General features: G+C 72.9%; 15 protein-coding genes. 5 read left to right on the top strand and 10 right to left on the bottom strand.

Annotation, left to right across the window (positions count from 1 at the left end; all coding sequences use genetic code 11):
* Nucleotides 1-139: 139 nt before the first annotated feature.
* The 7 genes from P8A18_RS03495 to P8A18_RS03525 are packed head-to-tail and all read right to left on the bottom strand — an operon-like array spanning nucleotide 140 to nucleotide 7,909.
* A complete protein-coding gene (locus P8A18_RS03495) occupies nucleotides 140-1,060 on the bottom strand; it encodes a VOC family protein (protein ID WP_306051693.1) in 921 nt (306 codons plus the stop codon).
* A 40-nt stretch (nucleotides 1,061-1,100) separates the two neighbouring features.
* Complete coding sequence (locus tag P8A18_RS03500; protein WP_306051695.1) at nucleotides 1,101-2,285, bottom strand: acyl-CoA dehydrogenase family protein; 1,185 nt, start codon at nucleotides 2,283-2,285, stop codon at nucleotides 1,101-1,103.
* Nucleotides 2,286-2,293: 8 nt separating this feature from the next.
* On the bottom strand, nucleotides 2,294-3,328 hold the full coding sequence (gene dmpG, locus P8A18_RS03505) for a 4-hydroxy-2-oxovalerate aldolase (RefSeq protein WP_306051698.1): 1,035 nt from the start codon (nucleotides 3,326-3,328) through the stop codon (nucleotides 2,294-2,296).
* A gap of 28 nt (nucleotides 3,329-3,356) precedes the next feature.
* A complete protein-coding gene (locus P8A18_RS03510; protein ID WP_306051700.1) occupies nucleotides 3,357-4,265 on the bottom strand; it encodes an acetaldehyde dehydrogenase (acetylating) in 909 nt (302 codons plus the stop codon).
* 55 nt (nucleotides 4,266-4,320) lie between these two features.
* Entirely contained in the window at nucleotides 4,321-5,352 is a 1,032-nt protein-coding gene (locus tag P8A18_RS03515; RefSeq protein ID WP_306051703.1) for a ferredoxin--NADP reductase, read from the bottom strand.
* Nucleotides 5,349-7,046, bottom strand: a complete 1,698-nt coding sequence (locus P8A18_RS03520; protein ID WP_306051705.1) for an FAD-binding protein — start codon at nucleotides 7,044-7,046, stop codon at nucleotides 5,349-5,351. The genes P8A18_RS03515 and P8A18_RS03520 overlap by 4 nt, the downstream gene beginning before the upstream one ends.
* On the bottom strand, nucleotides 7,043-7,909 hold the full coding sequence (locus tag P8A18_RS03525) for an alpha/beta fold hydrolase (RefSeq protein WP_445978188.1): 867 nt from the start codon (nucleotides 7,907-7,909) through the stop codon (nucleotides 7,043-7,045). The genes P8A18_RS03520 and P8A18_RS03525 overlap by 4 nt, the downstream gene beginning before the upstream one ends.
* A gap of 323 nt (nucleotides 7,910-8,232) precedes the next feature.
* On the opposite strand from P8A18_RS03525, the gene P8A18_RS03530 reads away from it, so the two are divergent.
* Nucleotides 8,233-8,805, top strand: a complete 573-nt coding sequence (locus tag P8A18_RS03530) for a flavin reductase family protein (RefSeq protein WP_306051708.1) — start codon at nucleotides 8,233-8,235, stop codon at nucleotides 8,803-8,805.
* A 211-nt stretch (nucleotides 8,806-9,016) separates the two neighbouring features.
* Here the strand turns inward: P8A18_RS03530 and P8A18_RS03535 are convergent, their stop codons facing one another.
* Complete coding sequence (locus P8A18_RS03535; protein ID WP_306060661.1) at nucleotides 9,017-9,847, bottom strand: IclR family transcriptional regulator; 831 nt, start codon at nucleotides 9,845-9,847, stop codon at nucleotides 9,017-9,019.
* A gap of 198 nt (nucleotides 9,848-10,045) precedes the next feature.
* Between P8A18_RS03535 and P8A18_RS03540 the strand changes: the two genes are divergently transcribed.
* From P8A18_RS03540 to P8A18_RS03550, 3 genes are all read left to right on the top strand, one after another.
* Nucleotides 10,046-10,648: an acyl-CoA-like ligand-binding transcription factor gene (locus tag P8A18_RS03540; protein ID WP_306051710.1), complete on the top strand. Its 603-nt coding sequence runs from the start codon at nucleotides 10,046-10,048 to the stop codon at nucleotides 10,646-10,648.
* 169 nt (nucleotides 10,649-10,817) lie between these two features.
* Complete coding sequence (locus tag P8A18_RS03545) at nucleotides 10,818-12,359, top strand: MDR family MFS transporter (protein ID WP_511101559.1); 1,542 nt, start codon at nucleotides 10,818-10,820, stop codon at nucleotides 12,357-12,359.
* 87 nt (nucleotides 12,360-12,446) lie between these two features.
* Nucleotides 12,447-14,600 (top strand): alpha/beta fold hydrolase, encoded by a 2,154-nt coding sequence (locus P8A18_RS03550; RefSeq protein WP_306051715.1) that lies wholly within the window; start codon nucleotides 12,447-12,449, stop codon nucleotides 14,598-14,600.
* A 25-nt stretch (nucleotides 14,601-14,625) separates the two neighbouring features.
* Here P8A18_RS03550 and P8A18_RS03555 read toward each other — a convergent pair whose 3' ends face one another.
* Entirely contained in the window at nucleotides 14,626-15,282 is a 657-nt protein-coding gene (locus tag P8A18_RS03555) for a cysteine hydrolase family protein (protein ID WP_306051717.1), read from the bottom strand.
* A 156-nt stretch (nucleotides 15,283-15,438) separates the two neighbouring features.
* On the opposite strand from P8A18_RS03555, the gene P8A18_RS03560 reads away from it, so the two are divergent.
* On the top strand, nucleotides 15,439-15,915 hold the full coding sequence (locus P8A18_RS03560) for a pyridoxamine 5'-phosphate oxidase family protein (protein WP_306051719.1): 477 nt from the start codon (nucleotides 15,439-15,441) through the stop codon (nucleotides 15,913-15,915).
* A gap of 9 nt (nucleotides 15,916-15,924) precedes the next feature.
* Here P8A18_RS03560 and P8A18_RS03565 read toward each other — a convergent pair whose 3' ends face one another.
* Entirely contained in the window at nucleotides 15,925-16,851 is a 927-nt protein-coding gene (locus P8A18_RS03565; RefSeq protein ID WP_306051721.1) for a LysR family transcriptional regulator, read from the bottom strand.
* Nucleotides 16,852-16,874: the final 23 nt, after the last annotated feature.

Here is a 16,874-nt window from a genome sequence, read left to right on the forward strand (position 1 = left end):
CGCCCGGCAGCACGTAGGACGGTCACACCCCCCGAGCGACGGTCTGCTCGGGGGGTGTGACCGTCCTACGTGCTGCCGGGCCGACCTCCCGGCGGGCGCCGGCCCCGGACGGTGTCGGAACCGGCGGCCGGCGCATCGCTCACGCGGACGGGCCCGGCGGGGTGAAGGCGGCCAGCGGTTCGGAGCCGGACCAGTCGTGGCCCCAGTAGCTGTCGGCGGTGATCTCCTCGGCGGTGTAGTGCCGTTCGTCCACGAGCATGCCCTCGCAGCCGTACTCGACGTCCCAGCCGCCCGGGGCACGTACGTAGAACGACACCATCTTGTCGTTGGTGTGCCGGCCCAGGGTGGAGGACAGCGGGAAGCCGTGCTTCGCCACGTTGTCCAGGGCGCGGCCGACCGCGTCCAGGGTGTCCGCCTCGACCATCAGATGGACGAGTCCGGGCGCCTCGCCGTGCGGGGCGGGGCAGACGGCGAGGCTGTGGTGGCGTTGGTTGACGCCCATGAAGCGGACCCGGCGCGAGGACGTGCCGCCGCCGAGCCGCATGGCCCCGCGCGGCAGGAAGCCCAGCACCTCGGTGTAGAAGGCGATCGTCTCGTCCGGGCTGGTGGTGGGTACGACGATGTGGCCCATGCCCTGTTCCCCGGTGACGAAGCGCTGGCCGAGACCGGTCAGTACGGGGCTGTGGTCGAGGACCGGGGCGTGGAACACCTCGACGGTCACCCCGGCGGGGTCGGTGAAGGTGAGGGCCTCCTCCACGCCCCGGTCGTCGGCCTCCTCCCGGGTGAGCGGCTTGACGGGCGTACCGGATGCCTCGACGGCGCGGCCGACGGCGGCGAGGGCGAAGCGGTCGCGCACCTCCCAGCCGACCGACAGCACCCGGTCGGTGTCACCGGGCAGGACGACGAGCCGGGAGCGGCGTTCGTCCATGCGCAGGTACAGGCCGTCGGGGTCGGGCCCGGAGCCCACGGCGAAGCCGAGGGCGTCCACGGCGAGTTCGCGCCAGCGGTCGATGTCGCGGGTCCTGACCCGGAGATACCCGAGTCCGCGGATCTGTGTCATGGGGGTTCCTCTCTGAACGGGCGTGCTGCGGACCGGGACCTCAGATCATCGAGCGCATGGGCCCCTGCGGCGGCTCGACGCCGATCTCGGTGAGGGCGGCGGCGTGGAAGACCGAGCCGGGTACGTGGATGGCGTGCGCGAGCCCGGTGTGCGCGTCGCGCCAGAACCGCTGGATGGGGTTGTCCAGGCGCATCGCGTTGCCGCCGGAGCGGGCGACGATCTCGTCCACCGCGCGGACGGCCCGCCAGGCGGCGGCGGCCTGGGCGCGGCGGCCGACGGCGCGCCGCTCGAAGGTGATCTCCCGGCCGGCCGCGACCGCGTCGTACATCTGCGAGACGTTGTCCAGGAGCGCGGCGCGGGAGGCCGCGATCTCGGCGGCCGCGTCGCTGATCGCGTAGAGGACGTACGGGTCGTCGCGCACGGCCTGGCCGGTGATCTGGACCCGGGTGCGCTGGTAGGTGAGGTGGTGGGCGAGGGCGCCCTCGCAGATGCCGATGACCGCGGCGGTGATGCCGAGCGGGAAGGCGGCGGAGAAGGGCAGCCGGTAGGCGGGGTTGGTCAGCCCGGACTCGGCGGCCAGCGAGCCGTCGACCACCTTGGCGTACTCGATGACGCGGTGGGCGGGCACGAAGGCGTCCTTGACGACGACGTCCTTGCTGCCGGTGCCGCGCAGCCCGACGACGTCCCAGGAGTCGTCCACGATCTCGTAGTCGGCGCGCGGCAGGATGACGTGCACGGACCGCGGGGGGCTGAGCCGGTCGCCTTCGGCGTCGGCGAGGAAGCCGCCGAGGAAGATCCACCGGCAGTGGTCGGTGCCGGAGGAGAACTGCCAGCGGCCGTTGAAGACGTAGCCGCCGTCGACGGGCCTGAGCAGGCCCATCGGGGCGTAGGGGGACGCGATCCAGGTGTCGGGGTCCTCGCCCCAGATCTCCTCCTGCACCCGGGGGTCGGCCATCGCCATCTCCCAGGGGTGGACGCCGACGACGCCCGCGACCCAGCCGGTCGCGCCGTCGCAGGAGGCGATCCTCATGACGGTCTCGGCGAACTCGCGCGGGTGCAGTTCGAGGCCGCCGTACGTCTTCGGCTGGAGCATGCGGATCGCGCCGACGTCCTTGAGGATCTTCGCCGCCTGGTCGTCCAGCCTGCCGAGCGCCTCGTTGGCGGGGCCCAGCGCGCGGATCTCGTCGGCGCGCTGCTCGACGGCTTCGAGTACGGGGTTGGACATGGCTGTTCTCACTTCCCGGAAGAGTTCTTCGCCGCGAGGGCGACCGCGATCTCGATGAGCTGGTCCTCCTGGCCGCCGACGAGCTTGCGGCGGCCCGCCTCCATGAGGATTTCGGCGCCGGAGACCTGGTAGGTGGCGGCCTGCCGGGCGGCGTGCTTCAGGAAACTGGAGTAGACCCCGGCGTAGCCCATGGTCAGGGAGAGGCGGTCGAGCAGGCACTCGCCGTCCATGACGGGCCGGACCACGTCCTCGGCCGCGTCGATGATCTTCAGTACGTCGATGCCGGTGCGGATGCCCAGCTTCTCGGCGACGGCGGCGAACCCCTCGACGGGGGTGTTGCCGGCGCCCGCGCCGAACCGCCGGGTCGAGCCGTCGATCTGGGTGGCTCCGGCGCGTACCGCGAGGATGGAGTTGGCGACGCCGAGGCCCAGGTTCTCGTGTCCGTGGAAGCCGACCTGGGCGTCGGTGCCCAGTTCGGCGACGAGGGCGGCGATGCGGTCGCTCGTCTGCTCCATGACGAGGGCGCCCGCGGAGTCGACCACGTACACGCACTGGCATCCCGCGTCGGCCATGATGCGCGCCTGGCGGGCCAGGGCCTCGGGCGGGCTGCTGTGCGACATCATCAGGAACCCGACGGTCTCCAGGCCGAGTTCGCGCGCGAGGCCGAAGTGCTGGACCGAGATGTCGGCCTCGGTACAGTGGGTGGCGATACGGCAGATCGCGGCGCCGTTGCCGGCGGCCTCGCGGATGTCGTCCTGGAGGCCGAGGCCCGGCAGCATCAGGAAGGCGATCTTCGCCCGGCGCGCGGTCTTCACGGCGGCCTTGATGAGTTCCTGCTCGGGGGTGTGGCTGAAGCCGTAGTTGAAGGAGGACCCGCCGAGGCCGTCACCGTGGGTGACCTCGATGACGGGCACTCCGGCGTCGTCCAGGGCGGCGACGACGGAGGTGACGTGGTCGACGGTGAACTGGTGCTGCTTGGCGTGCGAACCGTCCCGCAGGGACGAGTCGGTGACCCGGATGTCCAGGTCGGGGCTGTAGGGCATGACGCGTGTACTCCTCGGTGGGCGGGGGTCAGGCAGCGGCACGGCGGGCGGAGATCCGCTGGGCGAAGCCCTCGCCGACCCGGGTGGCGGCGGCGGTCATGATGTCGAGGTTTCCGGAGTACGGCGGCAGGAAGTCGCCCGCGCCCTCCACCTCGATGAGGACGGCGACCCGGGCGAGGCCGCCGCTGACCGCGGTCGGCCCGTCGAACTGCGGCTCGGCGCGCAGCCGGTAGCCGGGCACGTACGCGGCGACGCGGGCGACGGTCTCGTGGACGGAGGCCGTGACGGCGTCCCGGTCGACGTCGGCCGGGACGGCGCAGAAGACGGTGTCCTGCATCAGCATCGGCGGCTCGGCCGGGTTGAGGATGATGATGGCCTTGCCCTTGGCGGCGCCGCCGATCGTCTCGATGCCCCGGCTCGTGGTGAGGGTGAACTCGTCGATGTTGGCGCGGGTTCCGGGCCCGGCGGACGGCGAGGCGACGCTCGCGACGATCTCCGCGTACGGGACGTCGGTGACCCGGGAGACGGCGTGCACGACCGGGATGGTGGCCTGTCCGCCGCAGGTGATGAGGGAGACGTTCGGCGCGTCGAGGTGGTCGCCGAGGTTGACGGCGGGCACGACCGCCGGGCCGATCGCGGCGGGCGTCAGGTCGATGGCCTGGATGCCGAGCGCGGCGTACTTGGGCGCGTTGGCCCGGTGGACGTACGCGGAGGTGGCCTCGAAGACCAGGTCGGGTCGGTCCTCGCCGTCCAGCAGGGCGTCGACGCCGTCGGCGCTCGTGTGCAGGCCGTGGTCCGCGGCGCGCTTGAGGCCGGGGCTATCGGCGTCGATGCCGATCATCCAGCGTGGCTCGATGGACTGCGAGCGCAGGAGTTTGTACATCAGGTCGGTGCCGATGTTGCCGGATCCGACGATCGCGGCGGTCGCCTTGGTCACGGTTCGAACCTCATCCGGGTCGAGTGGGTACGGGGAGCGGTCGGGGGTGCGGTGGTCAGCCGTCGTAGGTGATGTGCAGCCGGTCGCTGACCGGGCGGGCCTGGCAGGCGAGGATCAGCCCGTCGGCGAGGTCCTGGGCGTCCAGGACGTCGTTGCGCTCCATCGCCGCCTCGCCCTTGACCAGGACGCAGGCGCAGGCGCTGCAACTGCCCTCGCGGCAGGAGTACGGGGCGTCCAGGCCGGCGGCGAGCAGCACGTCCAGCAGGGGCGTGTCCCGCGGCCACTCGACGGTGCGGCGCTCCCCGTCCAGTTCCACCTCCGCGGTGCTGACGGGCGCGGCGGACCACGGCATCGGGGCGCGCTCGGCGAACGGGTCGCCGGCCAGCGAGGTGAACCGCTCCACGGTGATCAGCCGGGCCGGCACCCCCAGGCCGGTGAGCGCGCCGGTGGCCAGGTCCATGAAGGGGCCGGGCCCGCAGACGAACGCGGGCCGCCCGGCGTACGGACCGGCCAGGGCCCGCAGTCCGGACGCGGTGGGCCTGCCCCGGGCGGACTCCAGCCAGTGCAGCACCGTGAGCCGGTCGCCGGATTCGGCTGTCAGGCGGGCGAGTTCGTCGTGGAAGATGACGGACCGCTCGTCGCGGTTGGCGTAGATCAGGGTGACGTGGCCGGTCCCGGCGTGCAGGGCGGAGGTGAGGATCGACATCACCGGGGTGATGCCGCTGCCCGCGGCGAGCAGCAGGAAGTCGCCGTCGAGCGAGTCGGGGGTGAAGGTGCCGGCGGGCGGCAGGACCTCCAGGGTGTCGCCCTCGGTGACGTGGTCGCAGATCCAGTGGGAGGCGTACCCCCCGGCGGTGCGCTTGACGGTGACCTTGAGGTGCCGGTCGCGCACCGGGGAGCTGCACAGGGAGTAGCAGCGGGCGGCTCCGCCGGGGCGCTCGGACGGCACCCGGACGGTGAGGAACTGGCCCGGCGCGTAGCCGAACGCGTCCCGGTGTCCGTCGGCCGGTTCCAGGACGAGGGAGTGGGCGTCGGCCGTCTCGCGGATCACCTCCACGACGCGCACGGTCAGCGGAGCCGGGCTCATGGCGTGCCTCCGGGTGCGCCGGCCGGGCGGGGCGCGGAGGCGGTGGCGGCGTGCCGGGCGGCGACGTAGCCGAAGACGATGGACGGGCCGATGGTGGCGCCCGGTCCCGCGTACTCGTTGGCCATCACGGAGGCGGAGGTGTTGCCGGTGGCGTACAGGCCGGTGATGGCCGTGCCGTCCTCGCGCAGCACCCTGCTGTGTTCGTCGCAGACCAGGCCGCCCTTGGTCCCGAGGTCGCCGACCTCGATGCGGACCGCGTAGTAGGGGGCCTTGTCGATCTCGTCCAGGTTGGGGTTCTTCAGCGTCGGGTCGCCGTAGTAGCGGTCGTACGCGCTGTCGCCGCGCCCGAAATCGGTGTCCTGGCCGGACCTGGCGAAGCCGTTGAACCGTGCGACGGTGGCGGTGAGGGTGTCCTCGGGTATGCCGGTCTTCCGGGCCAGTTCCGCGACGGTGTCGGCGCGGTGCACGGTGCCGTTCTCGTAGAACGCCTTGGGGAAGGGCACGCCGGGCAGGATCTGGGCGAACGGGTAGCGGGCACGGGCCTTGGCGTCCATGACGAACCAGGCGGGGACGTGCCCGCCGGCGAGCTGGTCGTGGACGAAGTTCACGTACGGCGACGACTCGTTGGTGAAGCGGTGGCCGTCGCCGGAGACGATCACGGACGGGGGGATGCACCGCTCGGAGACGAGCGGGATCGTCGCGCCCGCCGGGTGGTGCACGGACGGCATCCACCAGGCGTCGTCCATGAAGTCGAGTGCGGCGCCGAGTTCCTGGCCGGCGACGATGCCGTCGCCGACGTTCTCGACGGCGCCGGCGCTGTGGTCGGCGCGGCTGCCCTCGGGGAGGTACTTCTCGCGCATCTCCTGGTTGTGGTCGAACCCTCCGGTGGCCAGGAGCACTCCGTGGCGGGCGCCGACCCGGACGGTCCGGCCGTCCCGCTGGACGACGATGCCGGTGACCGCGCCGCCCTCGGTGACGAGTTCGGTCATCGGAGTGCGCAGCCAGAGGGGGACGGCCGCGTCCTTCAGTGCCATGCGCATCCTGGCCACCAGGGCGCGCCCCCCGGTGGCCATGTGGCGGCGGCGGATCATGTTGGAGGAGACCCGCCAGGCGGCGGTCAGGGAGGCCCGGCGTCCGCGCCAGGTCCGCTTGACCATGGCGAGGTCGCGGTAGTCCTTCGCGGTGATCCACAGTCCGAGCGGGCCCTTGAGGCTGTTGGGCCGCTGGTACTTCTCGTCCTCGCCGAGCTTGCGGGTGTCGAAGGGCAGCGCCTCGACGGACCGGCCGAGGGGGCGGCCGCCGTCGTACTCGGGGTGGTAGTCGGCGTAGCCCTTGACCCAGAAGAACCGCATCCACCGGCTCCGGCCGAGGAGTTCCATCGCGGCGGGCCCCTGGTCGATGTACGCGTCGAGGCGTGCGCCGGGCACCCGGTCCTCGGTGAGCCGGTCCAGGTAGCGGCGTACGGATTCACGGCTGTCGTCGTGGCCCCTGGCGCGCAGCGTGGGGTTGTTCGGGATCCAGATGCCGCCGCCGGAGATGGCGGTGGTGCCGCCGTACTTGGCGCCCTTCTCCACCACGAGGGTGGAAAGGCCGCTGTCGGCCGCGGTCAGCGCGGCGGCCATGCCGCCTCCGCCGCTGCCGACCACGACGAAGTCGAACTCCTCGTCCCAGGCGCTCCGGGCCGGGGCGCTCACGCCGCGTCCTGACGGGTGAGGAAGGCGAGTACCGCGCTCTCCCAGGCGGCCTTCTGTTCGATCATCACCCAGTGCCCGCAGTCGGGGAAGACGTGCAGTTCCGCGTCGGGGATGGTGCGCATCGGCAGCAGTGCCATGTCGACCGGGCTGACCCGGTCGTCGCGGCCCCAGGTGAGCAGGGTCTTCGCGCGCAGCCGGTGGAGCATCGCCCAGTACGGCGCGGTGTCGGAAGCGGCAGCGGCGGCGGCCTGGGCGGCGAACGCCTCGGTGCCGTACATGCGGCGGGCGGCGGCGAGGGTCTCGGGGTCGGTGGCCTGTGCCCACCGCTCCTCGATCAGCTCCTCGGTCACCAGCGACCGGTCGTACACCATGGAGCCGAGCCAGCGGACCAGGCCCTCGCGGGTGGGGTGGTCGGTGAACTCGGAGAGCAGCTTGATGCCCTCGCCGGGGCCGGGGCTGAAGAGGTTGCGGCCGATGCCGCCGATCGTGACCAGGCGCCGCACCCGTTCCGGCTGTGCGAGGGCGAAGCGGGTGCCGATGATGCCGCCCATCGAGTTGCCGATGATGTCGACGCGGTCGAGTCCGAGCCCGTCCAGGAACCGGGTCACGGCGGACGCGGCCGTCGCCATCGGGTGTCCGTCGGCGGGGTCGCTGACCCCGAAGCCGGGGAATTCCAGGACGAGGCAGCGGAAGTGCCCGGCGAACACCCCGAGGTTGTGGCGGTAGTTGCGCCAGCCGGTGACGCCGGGCCCCGAGCCGTGCAGCAGGAGCAGGGGCGGGCCGTCGCCGGCCTCGTGGTAACGCAACACGCCTTGGTCGGTGGCGAGTTCGCGGAGTGTGGAGTCGTGGCTGAGCTCCGTCATCATCCCTGCCTCGGTCGAGCTCGGTGTCCGGTGGACCTGAAGGCCCGAGGGGCCCGGCGATGGTCTTCGGTGGCCGGGCGGCCCATGGGTGCCGTGTAAACGGTTCCTGGACGGTAACCACGGGGTGCCGGGCGGCGCGGCGGACGTCTCGGTCAGCGGGATGCCCGTCGCCGGGCGGGTTCCGGCGGCCCCCGGAGGGCCTTGCGCGGCGTCGTTCCACTGATCGGGAGCACATTCCCGGCGGTCCGGACGGCGGTCCTAGGGTCGGCCCCCTGCCCGGTCCCGGGCAGTGTTCCCGTCCCCGTTCCCCCGAGGTGAACCCGATGACCGCAGAGCCCCTGTCCGCGCCCGAGGCATGCGAGGAGACCGAGCCGAACCCTCAGCGGATGCGGCGCACGATGGGGAGTTTCGCCTCCGGCGTCACGGTGGTGACGGGCCTCGGCCGGGACGGCGTCCCGGCCGGCTTCGCCTGCCAGTCGTTCGCTTCCGTCTCGCTGGAACCGGCCCTGGTGCTGTTCTGCGCCGACCACCGGGGGCGTGCCTGGCCGAGGATCAGGGAGGCGGGGCGGTTCGCCGTGAACATCCTGGCCGAGGGGCAGACGGATCTCTGCGGCCGGTTCGGTTCGAGCAAGGGCCGCAAGTACGAGGGGCTGGACTGGGAGGTCTCCCGCTGGGGGACGCCGTCCCTGCCGGGCGTCCTCACGCGGGTGCACGCCGATGTGTACGACGTGCACGGCGCGGGCGACCACGATGTGGTGCTGGGCCGGGTCCTCGCCCTGGAGACCCTGAGCGAGGAGGGCCGTCCGATGCTTTTCTTCCGCGGCGGCTTCGGCATCGGTGACCCGGCGGCCCCGGCGCCTCCGGGCCCGTGGGGGTGGGGCGACCTGTGGGGGTGAGGGCGCCGGGCGGCGGGTACGGGACGAGAGCGCCGGGCGGGCGCTCACGGGGCCGGCGACGCCGGGCGGCCGTCGTACGGGGCTGCGGGGTCGAGCGGGACCGGCGGGGCGTGCCGCACGCGTAGGGGCCGGCGGGACCGGCGGGGCGTGCCGGACGCGTACGGGCCGGCGGGACCGGTGGGGCCGTATACGTTCCCGCCCCGCTCCCGCCCTACTGCCAGTCCCCGTACTGCCCCGCCGCGAGCAGGCTGTCCATGGCCTGCGGCGACCACGTCTCCTCGGGTGCGGCCGCCGCCCGCCGCCCGCCCCGGACCGGGGTCTGCCGCTCCGGGAACAGCTCGGCGGACACCTGCCGTGCCGCGTCCACGACGAGCGGGGCCACCTTCTCCAGGGGCGACCAGGCGTCCCCCACCAGGGAGATCGCGGCGACCGGCCCCTCCGGGCCCCGGACGGCGGCGGCCACGCACGCGATGTCCGGGAAGCACTCGCCGCGCTCGAAGGCGAGGCCGTGACGGCGCCGGACCCGGTTGAGCTCCTGGTGCAGGGTGCCGAGATCGGCGATGGTGCGCCGGGTCAGCCGGCCGGTGAGCCCGGCGGCCCTGGCCTCGACGTCCTCCGGCTCCAGCCAGGCCAGCATCGCCTTGCCGAGCGCGGTCGAGTGGGCCGGTGCCCGGCCGCCGACCCGGGAGGGGACGGCAGCGGCGAAGCGCCCGCCGACCTTGTCCAGGTAGTGCACCTCGGCCCCGTCCAGGACGGCCAGGTGGACGACGAGGCCGGTCTTGATCTGGAGGTGGTGCAGCCGGGAGGCGGCGGCCTCCCTGATCCTGCTGTGCGCGCCGTCCCCGCCGCCGAGGCCGAGCGCGCGGCGCCCGAGCCCGTAGCCGAGACCGGTGTGCTCCAGCCAGCGCAGCCGTACCAGCTGGTCGAGAATGCGGTGCGCCGTCGACCTGGGCAGCTGGGTGGACCGGGCCACCTCCTCCAGGGACAGCCTGGCCGTCCTGCCTTCGAAGACGTCCATGATCAGCGTCACCCGCTCGACCATCGACGGCGGCAGCTCGCGACGAACCGGCACATGCACGTGAGGAGCATCATGGACAGCCGTCATGGGGAGCCTCCAGTCACAGACTGAAATGAATTCTGGTTTTCCGGAATGTAACAGCGGCCCAGGCCGCCGGGAAGGGATGCGGACGGCCCGTTCAGAATTTTGCCCAGGCTGCAAAATTGCATAGCATGCACCTTCATGAGCGACGACCCGCCCCTGGGGCTGCGTGAACGCAAGAAGCGCGCCACGCGTGACGCCCTGGCCGGCACGGCGCTGCGCATGGCGGCCGAGCGCGGCTTCGAGCACGTGACCGTGGAAGCGGTCACCGATGCCGTCGGCGTCTCCGTCCGCACGTTCTTCAACTACTTCCCGTGCCTGGAGGACGCGATCACGCGCCCCGGCCAGGAGAACGCCGAACGGACCCGCCGGGCCGTGCTCAACGCCCCGGAGCACCTCTCGGCGCTCGAAGCCCTCAGCGAGGCCATCGCCCAGGAACTCGCCCAGATCGAGGAGGACCACGAGCGCTGGGAGCTCCAGATGGCGGTCCTTCGCAAAAGCCCCGCCCTGCTCCCGAACTTCCTGGCCGCCCGGGGCGCCGACGAGACCGCGATGGTCGCCGTCGTCGCCGAACGCCTCGGCCAGGACCCCGAGACCGACCTCTATCCACGGCTGCTCGCGCATGTGGCCCTGGCCGCCGTGCGCGCCGCCGTCGAGGTCTGGGTGGCGTCGGGCCGTACGCGCACCTTCCAGGGCCTGTACCGCGAGGCGTTCGCCGCGCTGGCCGCCGGCCTGCGGACCTGAGCGCGACCGGCGCACACCGCCGGGCCCACGTCACCCACCGCACCACCCCTCCGCGCAGAACCACTGACCGCGGAGCCAGTCACCAGAGAATGAGGAACGTCAGCCGATGACCGCTGCCGTCACACCCGAAACCGGCGCCGCCGGTGCGATCGAGGGGCCCGCGCCAGGCATGACGCGCCGCCAGATACTCCAGGCCATGTCGGGCCTGATGGCCGGCATGTTCGTGGCCATCCTGGCCTCCACCGTCGTCTCCAACGCCCTGCCCAGGATCATCGCCGATCTGCACGGCAGCCAGTCCTCGTACACCTGGGTCGTCACGGCCGAACTGCTCGCCATGACGGCGACGGTCCCGATCTGGGGCAAGCTCTCCGACCTGTACGACAAGAAGCTGCTCATCCAGCTCTCCCTGTCGATGTTCATCGCCGGCTCGCTCGTCGCGGGCTTCTCGCACAGTGTCGGGCTGCTCATCGTGAGCCGGGTCGTGCAGGGCATCGGCGCGGGCGGTCTCACCGCACTCGCCCAGGTCGTGATGGCGGCGATCATCCCGCCGCGCGAACTCGGCCGCTACTCCGGCATCTTCGGCGCCGTCTTCGCGGTCGGCACGGTCGCGGGCCCGCTCATCGGGGGTGTGCTCGTCGACACCTCCTGGCTGGGGTGGCGCTGGTGCTTCTTCATCGGGGTCCCGTTCGCGCTGCTCGCCATCGCCCTGCTCCAACTGACCCTGAAACTGCCGACGGTCCGCCGCGAAGTGAAGATCGACTACGTCGGCGCCGTCCTCATCATGAGCGGGGTCAGCGCGCTGCTGCTCTGGGTGACCCTCGCCGGCAACCGCTTCGACTGGGCCTCCTGGCAGACCGCCGCACTCGTCACCGGGGGCGTGGTCCTGCTGGCCGCCGCTGTCTGGGTCGAGTCCCGGGTCCAGGAGCCGATCATCCCGCTGGACATCTTCCGCAACCGCACCGTGGCACTGACGACGGTGGCGAGCATGCTGGTCGGTGTGGCCATGTTCGGCGGCACGGTGTTCCTCTCGCAGTACTTCCAGATCTCGCTGGGCAAGACCCCGACCACCGCCGGCCTGATGAGCCTTCCGATGATCCTCGGCCTGATGGTCTCCACGACCGTGGCCGGGCAGATCATCTCCTCCCGGGGCAAGTGGAAGGGCTTCCTCATCGCGGGCGGAATCATCATGACCGCGGGCATGGGCCTGCTGTCCACGATCGGCTCCGACTCCTCGTTCGGCCTGCTCAGCGTCTACATGGTGGTGCTCGGCGTCGGCGTCGGCATGCTGATGCAGAACCTCGTGCTGGCCGCCCAGAACGACGTCCCCGCCGCCGAACTCGGCGCTGCCACCTCGGTGCTGTCGTTCTTCCGCAGCCTCGGCGGGGCCATCGGTACGAGCGCCCTGGGCGCCGTCCTCGCCCACCGGGTGGCCGACGAGATGAAGAAGGGCTTCGGCGGCGCGGCGGACAACGGAGGCGCCGGCAGCGGCGTCCCCGACCTCACCACGCTCCCGGAATCCGCGCGGCAGGTGGTCGAGCACGCGTACGGTGTCGCGACCGCCGACGTCTTCCTGATCGGCGCGCCCTTCGCGTTCCTGGCGCTGATCGCGGTCCTGTTCATCAAGGAGAAGCCGCTGCGTACCCAGAGCGGCATGGAGCGGCTCGCGGAGGAGAGCGCCGCGGCGAAGGCAGCCGCGGCCCCGACCCACTGATCCCCTCCCCGGGGTCCGTCCTCCCCCGTGCCGGGGCGGGCGGACCCCGGACGCCGTGCGGGCCGTTCCGCCTGCCATGGTGTCGCCATGACCCACCCCTCCGGCATCCGCGCCGCCGCCGTCGACCGCTTCCCCGACCAGTTCGCCCGCACCCGGCGTTTCTCGCTGGGGGTGCCCCGGCAGTTCACCGTCTCCCCCGACGGCGCGCGGGTGCTGTTCGTCCGGGGCACGTCGGGCACCGACCCGGTGAGCCGGCTCTGGCTGTACGAGAACGGCACGGAAAGGCTCCTGGCCGACCCGCTCGGGCCCGGTCTCGCGGACGAGCCGGCCGGTGAGCTGCCGCCGGAGGAACGGGCCCGGCGGGAGCGGGCCCGCGAGACCTCGTCCGGCGTGGTCTCCTACGCCACCGACGCCTCCGTGCGTCTGGCGGCCTTCGCGCTCCGCGGCGCCCTCTGGGTGGTCGCCACGGACGGCGGCGCGCCCCGCCGGGTCCGCACGGCCGGACCGGTCGTCGACCCCCGCCCCTCGCCCGACGGCTCCCTGATCGCGTACGTCTCCGGGGGCGCGCTGCGTACGGTACGGGCCGACGGCACCGGCGACCGGACGCTCGCCGGACCGGACGGCGAACACGTCACGTACGGCCTGTCCGACTATGTGTCGCAGGAGTCCATCGGCCGCTCGCGCGGCTACTGGTGGTCCCCGGACGGGGACGCGTTGCTGGTGGCCCGCGTGGACACGGCCGGTGTCGCACGCCGGTACATCGCGGACCCCTCCGACCCGGGGCGGCCGCCCCGCGAGGTGGCGTACCCGGCCGCCGGTACGGCCAACGCGAAGGTGTCGCTGCACCTGGTGCGGGTCTCGGGCGGGCGGGTCGGTGTCCGTCTCCCCGGGACCGCGGGCGAGGGGCATCCCGAAGCGGCGTGGACGGACCGGGCGTTCGAGTACGTCGTGGCGGCGCGCTGGGACGGCCGGGGCCCGCTGGTCTGCGTACAGACCAGGGACCAGCGGTCCGTCCACGTCCTGGAGGTGGACGCGGAGTCCGGTGCGACCCGGACGCTGCACCGCGCCCACGACCCCGCCTGGGTCGCGCTGCGCCCCGGCACCCCGCTGCGGCTGTCCGACGGGGCGCTCGTCGTCCCGGCGCGGCCCGGCGGCGACACCCAGGGCCTCGCCATCGGCGACACCGTCACACCACCGGGCCTGGAGGTCCGCGAGGTGATCGGCGCGGCGGACGGGCGGGTGTATTTCACGGCGGGCGGGGAACCGACCGAGATCCATGTCTGGTCGTACGACACCACGGGCCGGGACGAGGGCCCCGTCCGGGTCTCCGGCGCACCCGGTGTGCACACCGCAGCGGTCGGCGGCCCGACCGTGGTGCTCGACAGCAGGACCCCGAAGGGGCAGACGGTGACGGTGCTGCGCTCCGGAGCCGAGGTGGGCAGGATCGCCGTCCTGGCCGAGGAACCGCTCGTCACCCCCCGGCCACTGGCGCTCCGCCCGGGCCGGCGGGAACTGCGCAGCCGGCTCCACCTGCCGTCCTGGCACCGCCCGGATTCGGGTCCGCTGCCGGTGCTGCTCAGCCCGTACGCCGGTCACGGCATGCAGGTCGTGCTGGAGGTGCGGACGTGGTGGACGGCGGTGGCCCAGTGGTTCGCGGAGCAGGGGTTCGCGGTGCTCGTCACGGACGGGCGGGGCACGCCGGGGCGGGGCGAGGCGTGGGAGAAGTCGGTGCACGGCGACCGGCTGACGGCTGTCCTGGAGGATCAGATCGACGCGCTGCACGCGGTCGCCGGGGACCGTCCGGAGCTGGACACGACGCGGGTCGCGATGCGCGGCTGGTCGTTCGGCGGATACCTCGCGGCGGCCGCCGTGCTGCGGCATCCGGACGTCTTCCACGCGGCGGTGGCGGGCGCGGCGCCCGCGGACCGGAGGCTCTACGACACGCACTGGGAGGAACGGTTCCTGGGCCACCCGGACGTGCTGCCGGAGAACTACGCGCGCAACTCGCTGCTGGAGGAGGCCGCGGCCCTGGCCCGTCCGCTCATGCTGGTGCACGGCCTCGCCGACGACAACGTGGCCGTCGCCCACACGCTCCGGTTCTCGGCCGCCCTCCTGGCCGCCGGGCGCCCCCACACGGTGCTGCCGTTGTCCGGCGCCGGTCACCTGGTCGGCCGGGACGGCGCGGCGAGCGGGCTGTTGCGGCTGGAGCTGGATTTCCTGCGGAAGTCCCTGGGACTGTGACCGGGGCGGTGCCGGGAGCCGGGAGTCATGTCCGCGCGCCGGCCCCGGCCCCCGGGTCGCGCCAGCGGTCGAGCAGTTCGTCGGTCGTGGTCACCGTCGCGACGAGCGCCAGGGTGTTGCGGACCATCACAGACGTGTAGTCGGCGGGCACCCCCGCGATGGCGTCGGCCGGCACGACCGCGGTGTATCCGAGGTTGACCGCGTCGAAGACCGCGTTGGGGACGGCCACGTTGGCCGATACCCCGGTGACCACGAGGGTGCGGCAGCCGAGGTTGCGCAGGAGGGCGTCCACATCGGTGCCCGCCAGTGGGGACAGCCCGTGCAGCCGCCGGACGACGAGGTCCTCACCGGTGACCTCGATGGGTGCGGCGATCCGGACCGCCGCGGTGCCGGGGTACTGCTGCACGGGAAGCCGGCCGGCGGCGCGGAAGAGGCGGGCGTTGCGGTTGGCGCCCCGGCCGTCGGGACGGCGCTCGGCGACCGCGTGCACCACCTGGACACCGGCCTCGTGGGCTCCGGCGACGAGCCGGGCCACCTGCCGCAGCGCACCCGACGCCACCGCGGCCTCGGCGAGTTCGGGCAGTGCGCTGTCGGGTCCCACCACCCCCTCCTGGCACTCCACGGTCAGCAGTGCGGTGGTGGCCGGGTCGGTCTGCGCGGCGAGCTGTTCCCTGGACGGCACTGCGGCCCCTCTCGGCGGCGGGTCGGCCGGGCCGGGGTCGGCGCCGGACCGGGGCGCGCGAGGGTAGCCCCCATTGCGTGGCGAGGGAAGAGAGGCCATGATTCCTGACACCCAGTCAGTTCCCCCTCGCCCTCGACCAGCAGCAGGAGGCAATCCATGGCCGTCACCCAGCGTCGGGGCCGCCGGATCATGATGACGGACGAGGAGCGCGACGCCTATCTCACCGGGCAGCGGACCTGCCGGGTGGCCACCGTCGGCACGGACGGCCGCCCCCATGCCGGCGCGCTCTGGTTCTGCTGGGACGGCGGCTCGCTCTGGCTCTACTCGATCACCCGGAGCCTGCGGTGGTCACAGCTGCGCCGCGACCCGCGCGTCTCCGTGGTGATCGACGACGGCGTGGAGTACGGCGAGCTGCGCGGCGTCGAACTCGCGGGCGACGCGTCCTTCATCGGCGAGGCCCCCCGCACCGGCAAGCCCTGCCCGGAACTCGACACGCCCGAGAGGCTGTTCGCGGCCAAGTACTTCGGCATGGAGACAATGCCCCACGACAACCGCCACGCCTGGCTCCGCCTCACCCCCACCACCATCACCAGCTGGGACTTCAGCAAACTCCCCGGCCCGGACAACGGGTGACCGCCGCCGCTACCGGCCCCCCTCCCTCCAAGGTTCGTCCAGCTCCCGGCCCGCCTCGCGCAGGGCCGCGACCGCCGCCCGGATCGACGGCCGCCGGTCCGCGTCCGTGCGCCACACCGCGTGGACGTGCCGCCGCATCTTCTGGCGCACGGGCACGAGCCGCACCCCTTCGGGCACCGGCCCGCGCCCCAGCCGGGGAGCCACACAGACGCCCATACCGGCGGCGATCAGCGCGAGCTGTGTGTGGTGCTCGCCCGCGAGGTGGGCGATGCGGGGCTCGATGCCCTTGGAGCGGAGGGTGAACATCAGCCAGTCGTAACAGAATTCACCCTCCGGCCAGGACACCCAGTCGTCCTCCGCGAAGTCCTCCAGATCGACCTCGGTCCGCCCGGCGAGCGGATGCCCGGCCGCCATCGCGATGTCCGGGGCGTCGTCCAGAAGTTCCGCCTTGGTCAGGCCGCCGGGCACCGGGAGCCGCTTGTTGCTCCAGTCCAGCACCACCGCCAGATCGACGTCGCCCCTGAGCACCGCCCGGATACCGGCCTCGGGCTCCAGCTCCAGAGTCCGCACCCGAAGCTCGGGATGTCCGGCGCGCAGAGCCAGCAGCGTCGCGGGAAAGAGGCCCCGGGCCGCCGTCGGAAAGGCTCCGAGCCGGATCTCCCCCACCACCTCCCCCCGCTGGGCCTCGATGTCGGACTGGGCCAGCTCGACCTGCGAGAGGATGCGGGCCGCGTGGTCGGCGAGCAGCCGTCCCGCGTCGGTGAGCCGCACCCCGCGCCCGTTCTTGGCGAGAAGCTGCTGCCCCACCTCCCGCTCCAGCTTCGCCATCTGCTGCGACACGGCCGACGTCGTGACGTGCAGCCCCTCGGCGGCACCACTGACCGAACCGAGCCGGGCCAGGGCATCCAGGGTGCGCAAGCGCTCCAGGTTCAACATATAAGCGATGCTACGCGAATCCG

The organism is Streptomyces sp. Mut1 (genome assembly GCF_030719295.1).
Lineage (GTDB): Bacteria > Actinomycetota > Actinomycetes > Streptomycetales > Streptomycetaceae > Streptomyces > Streptomyces castrisilvae.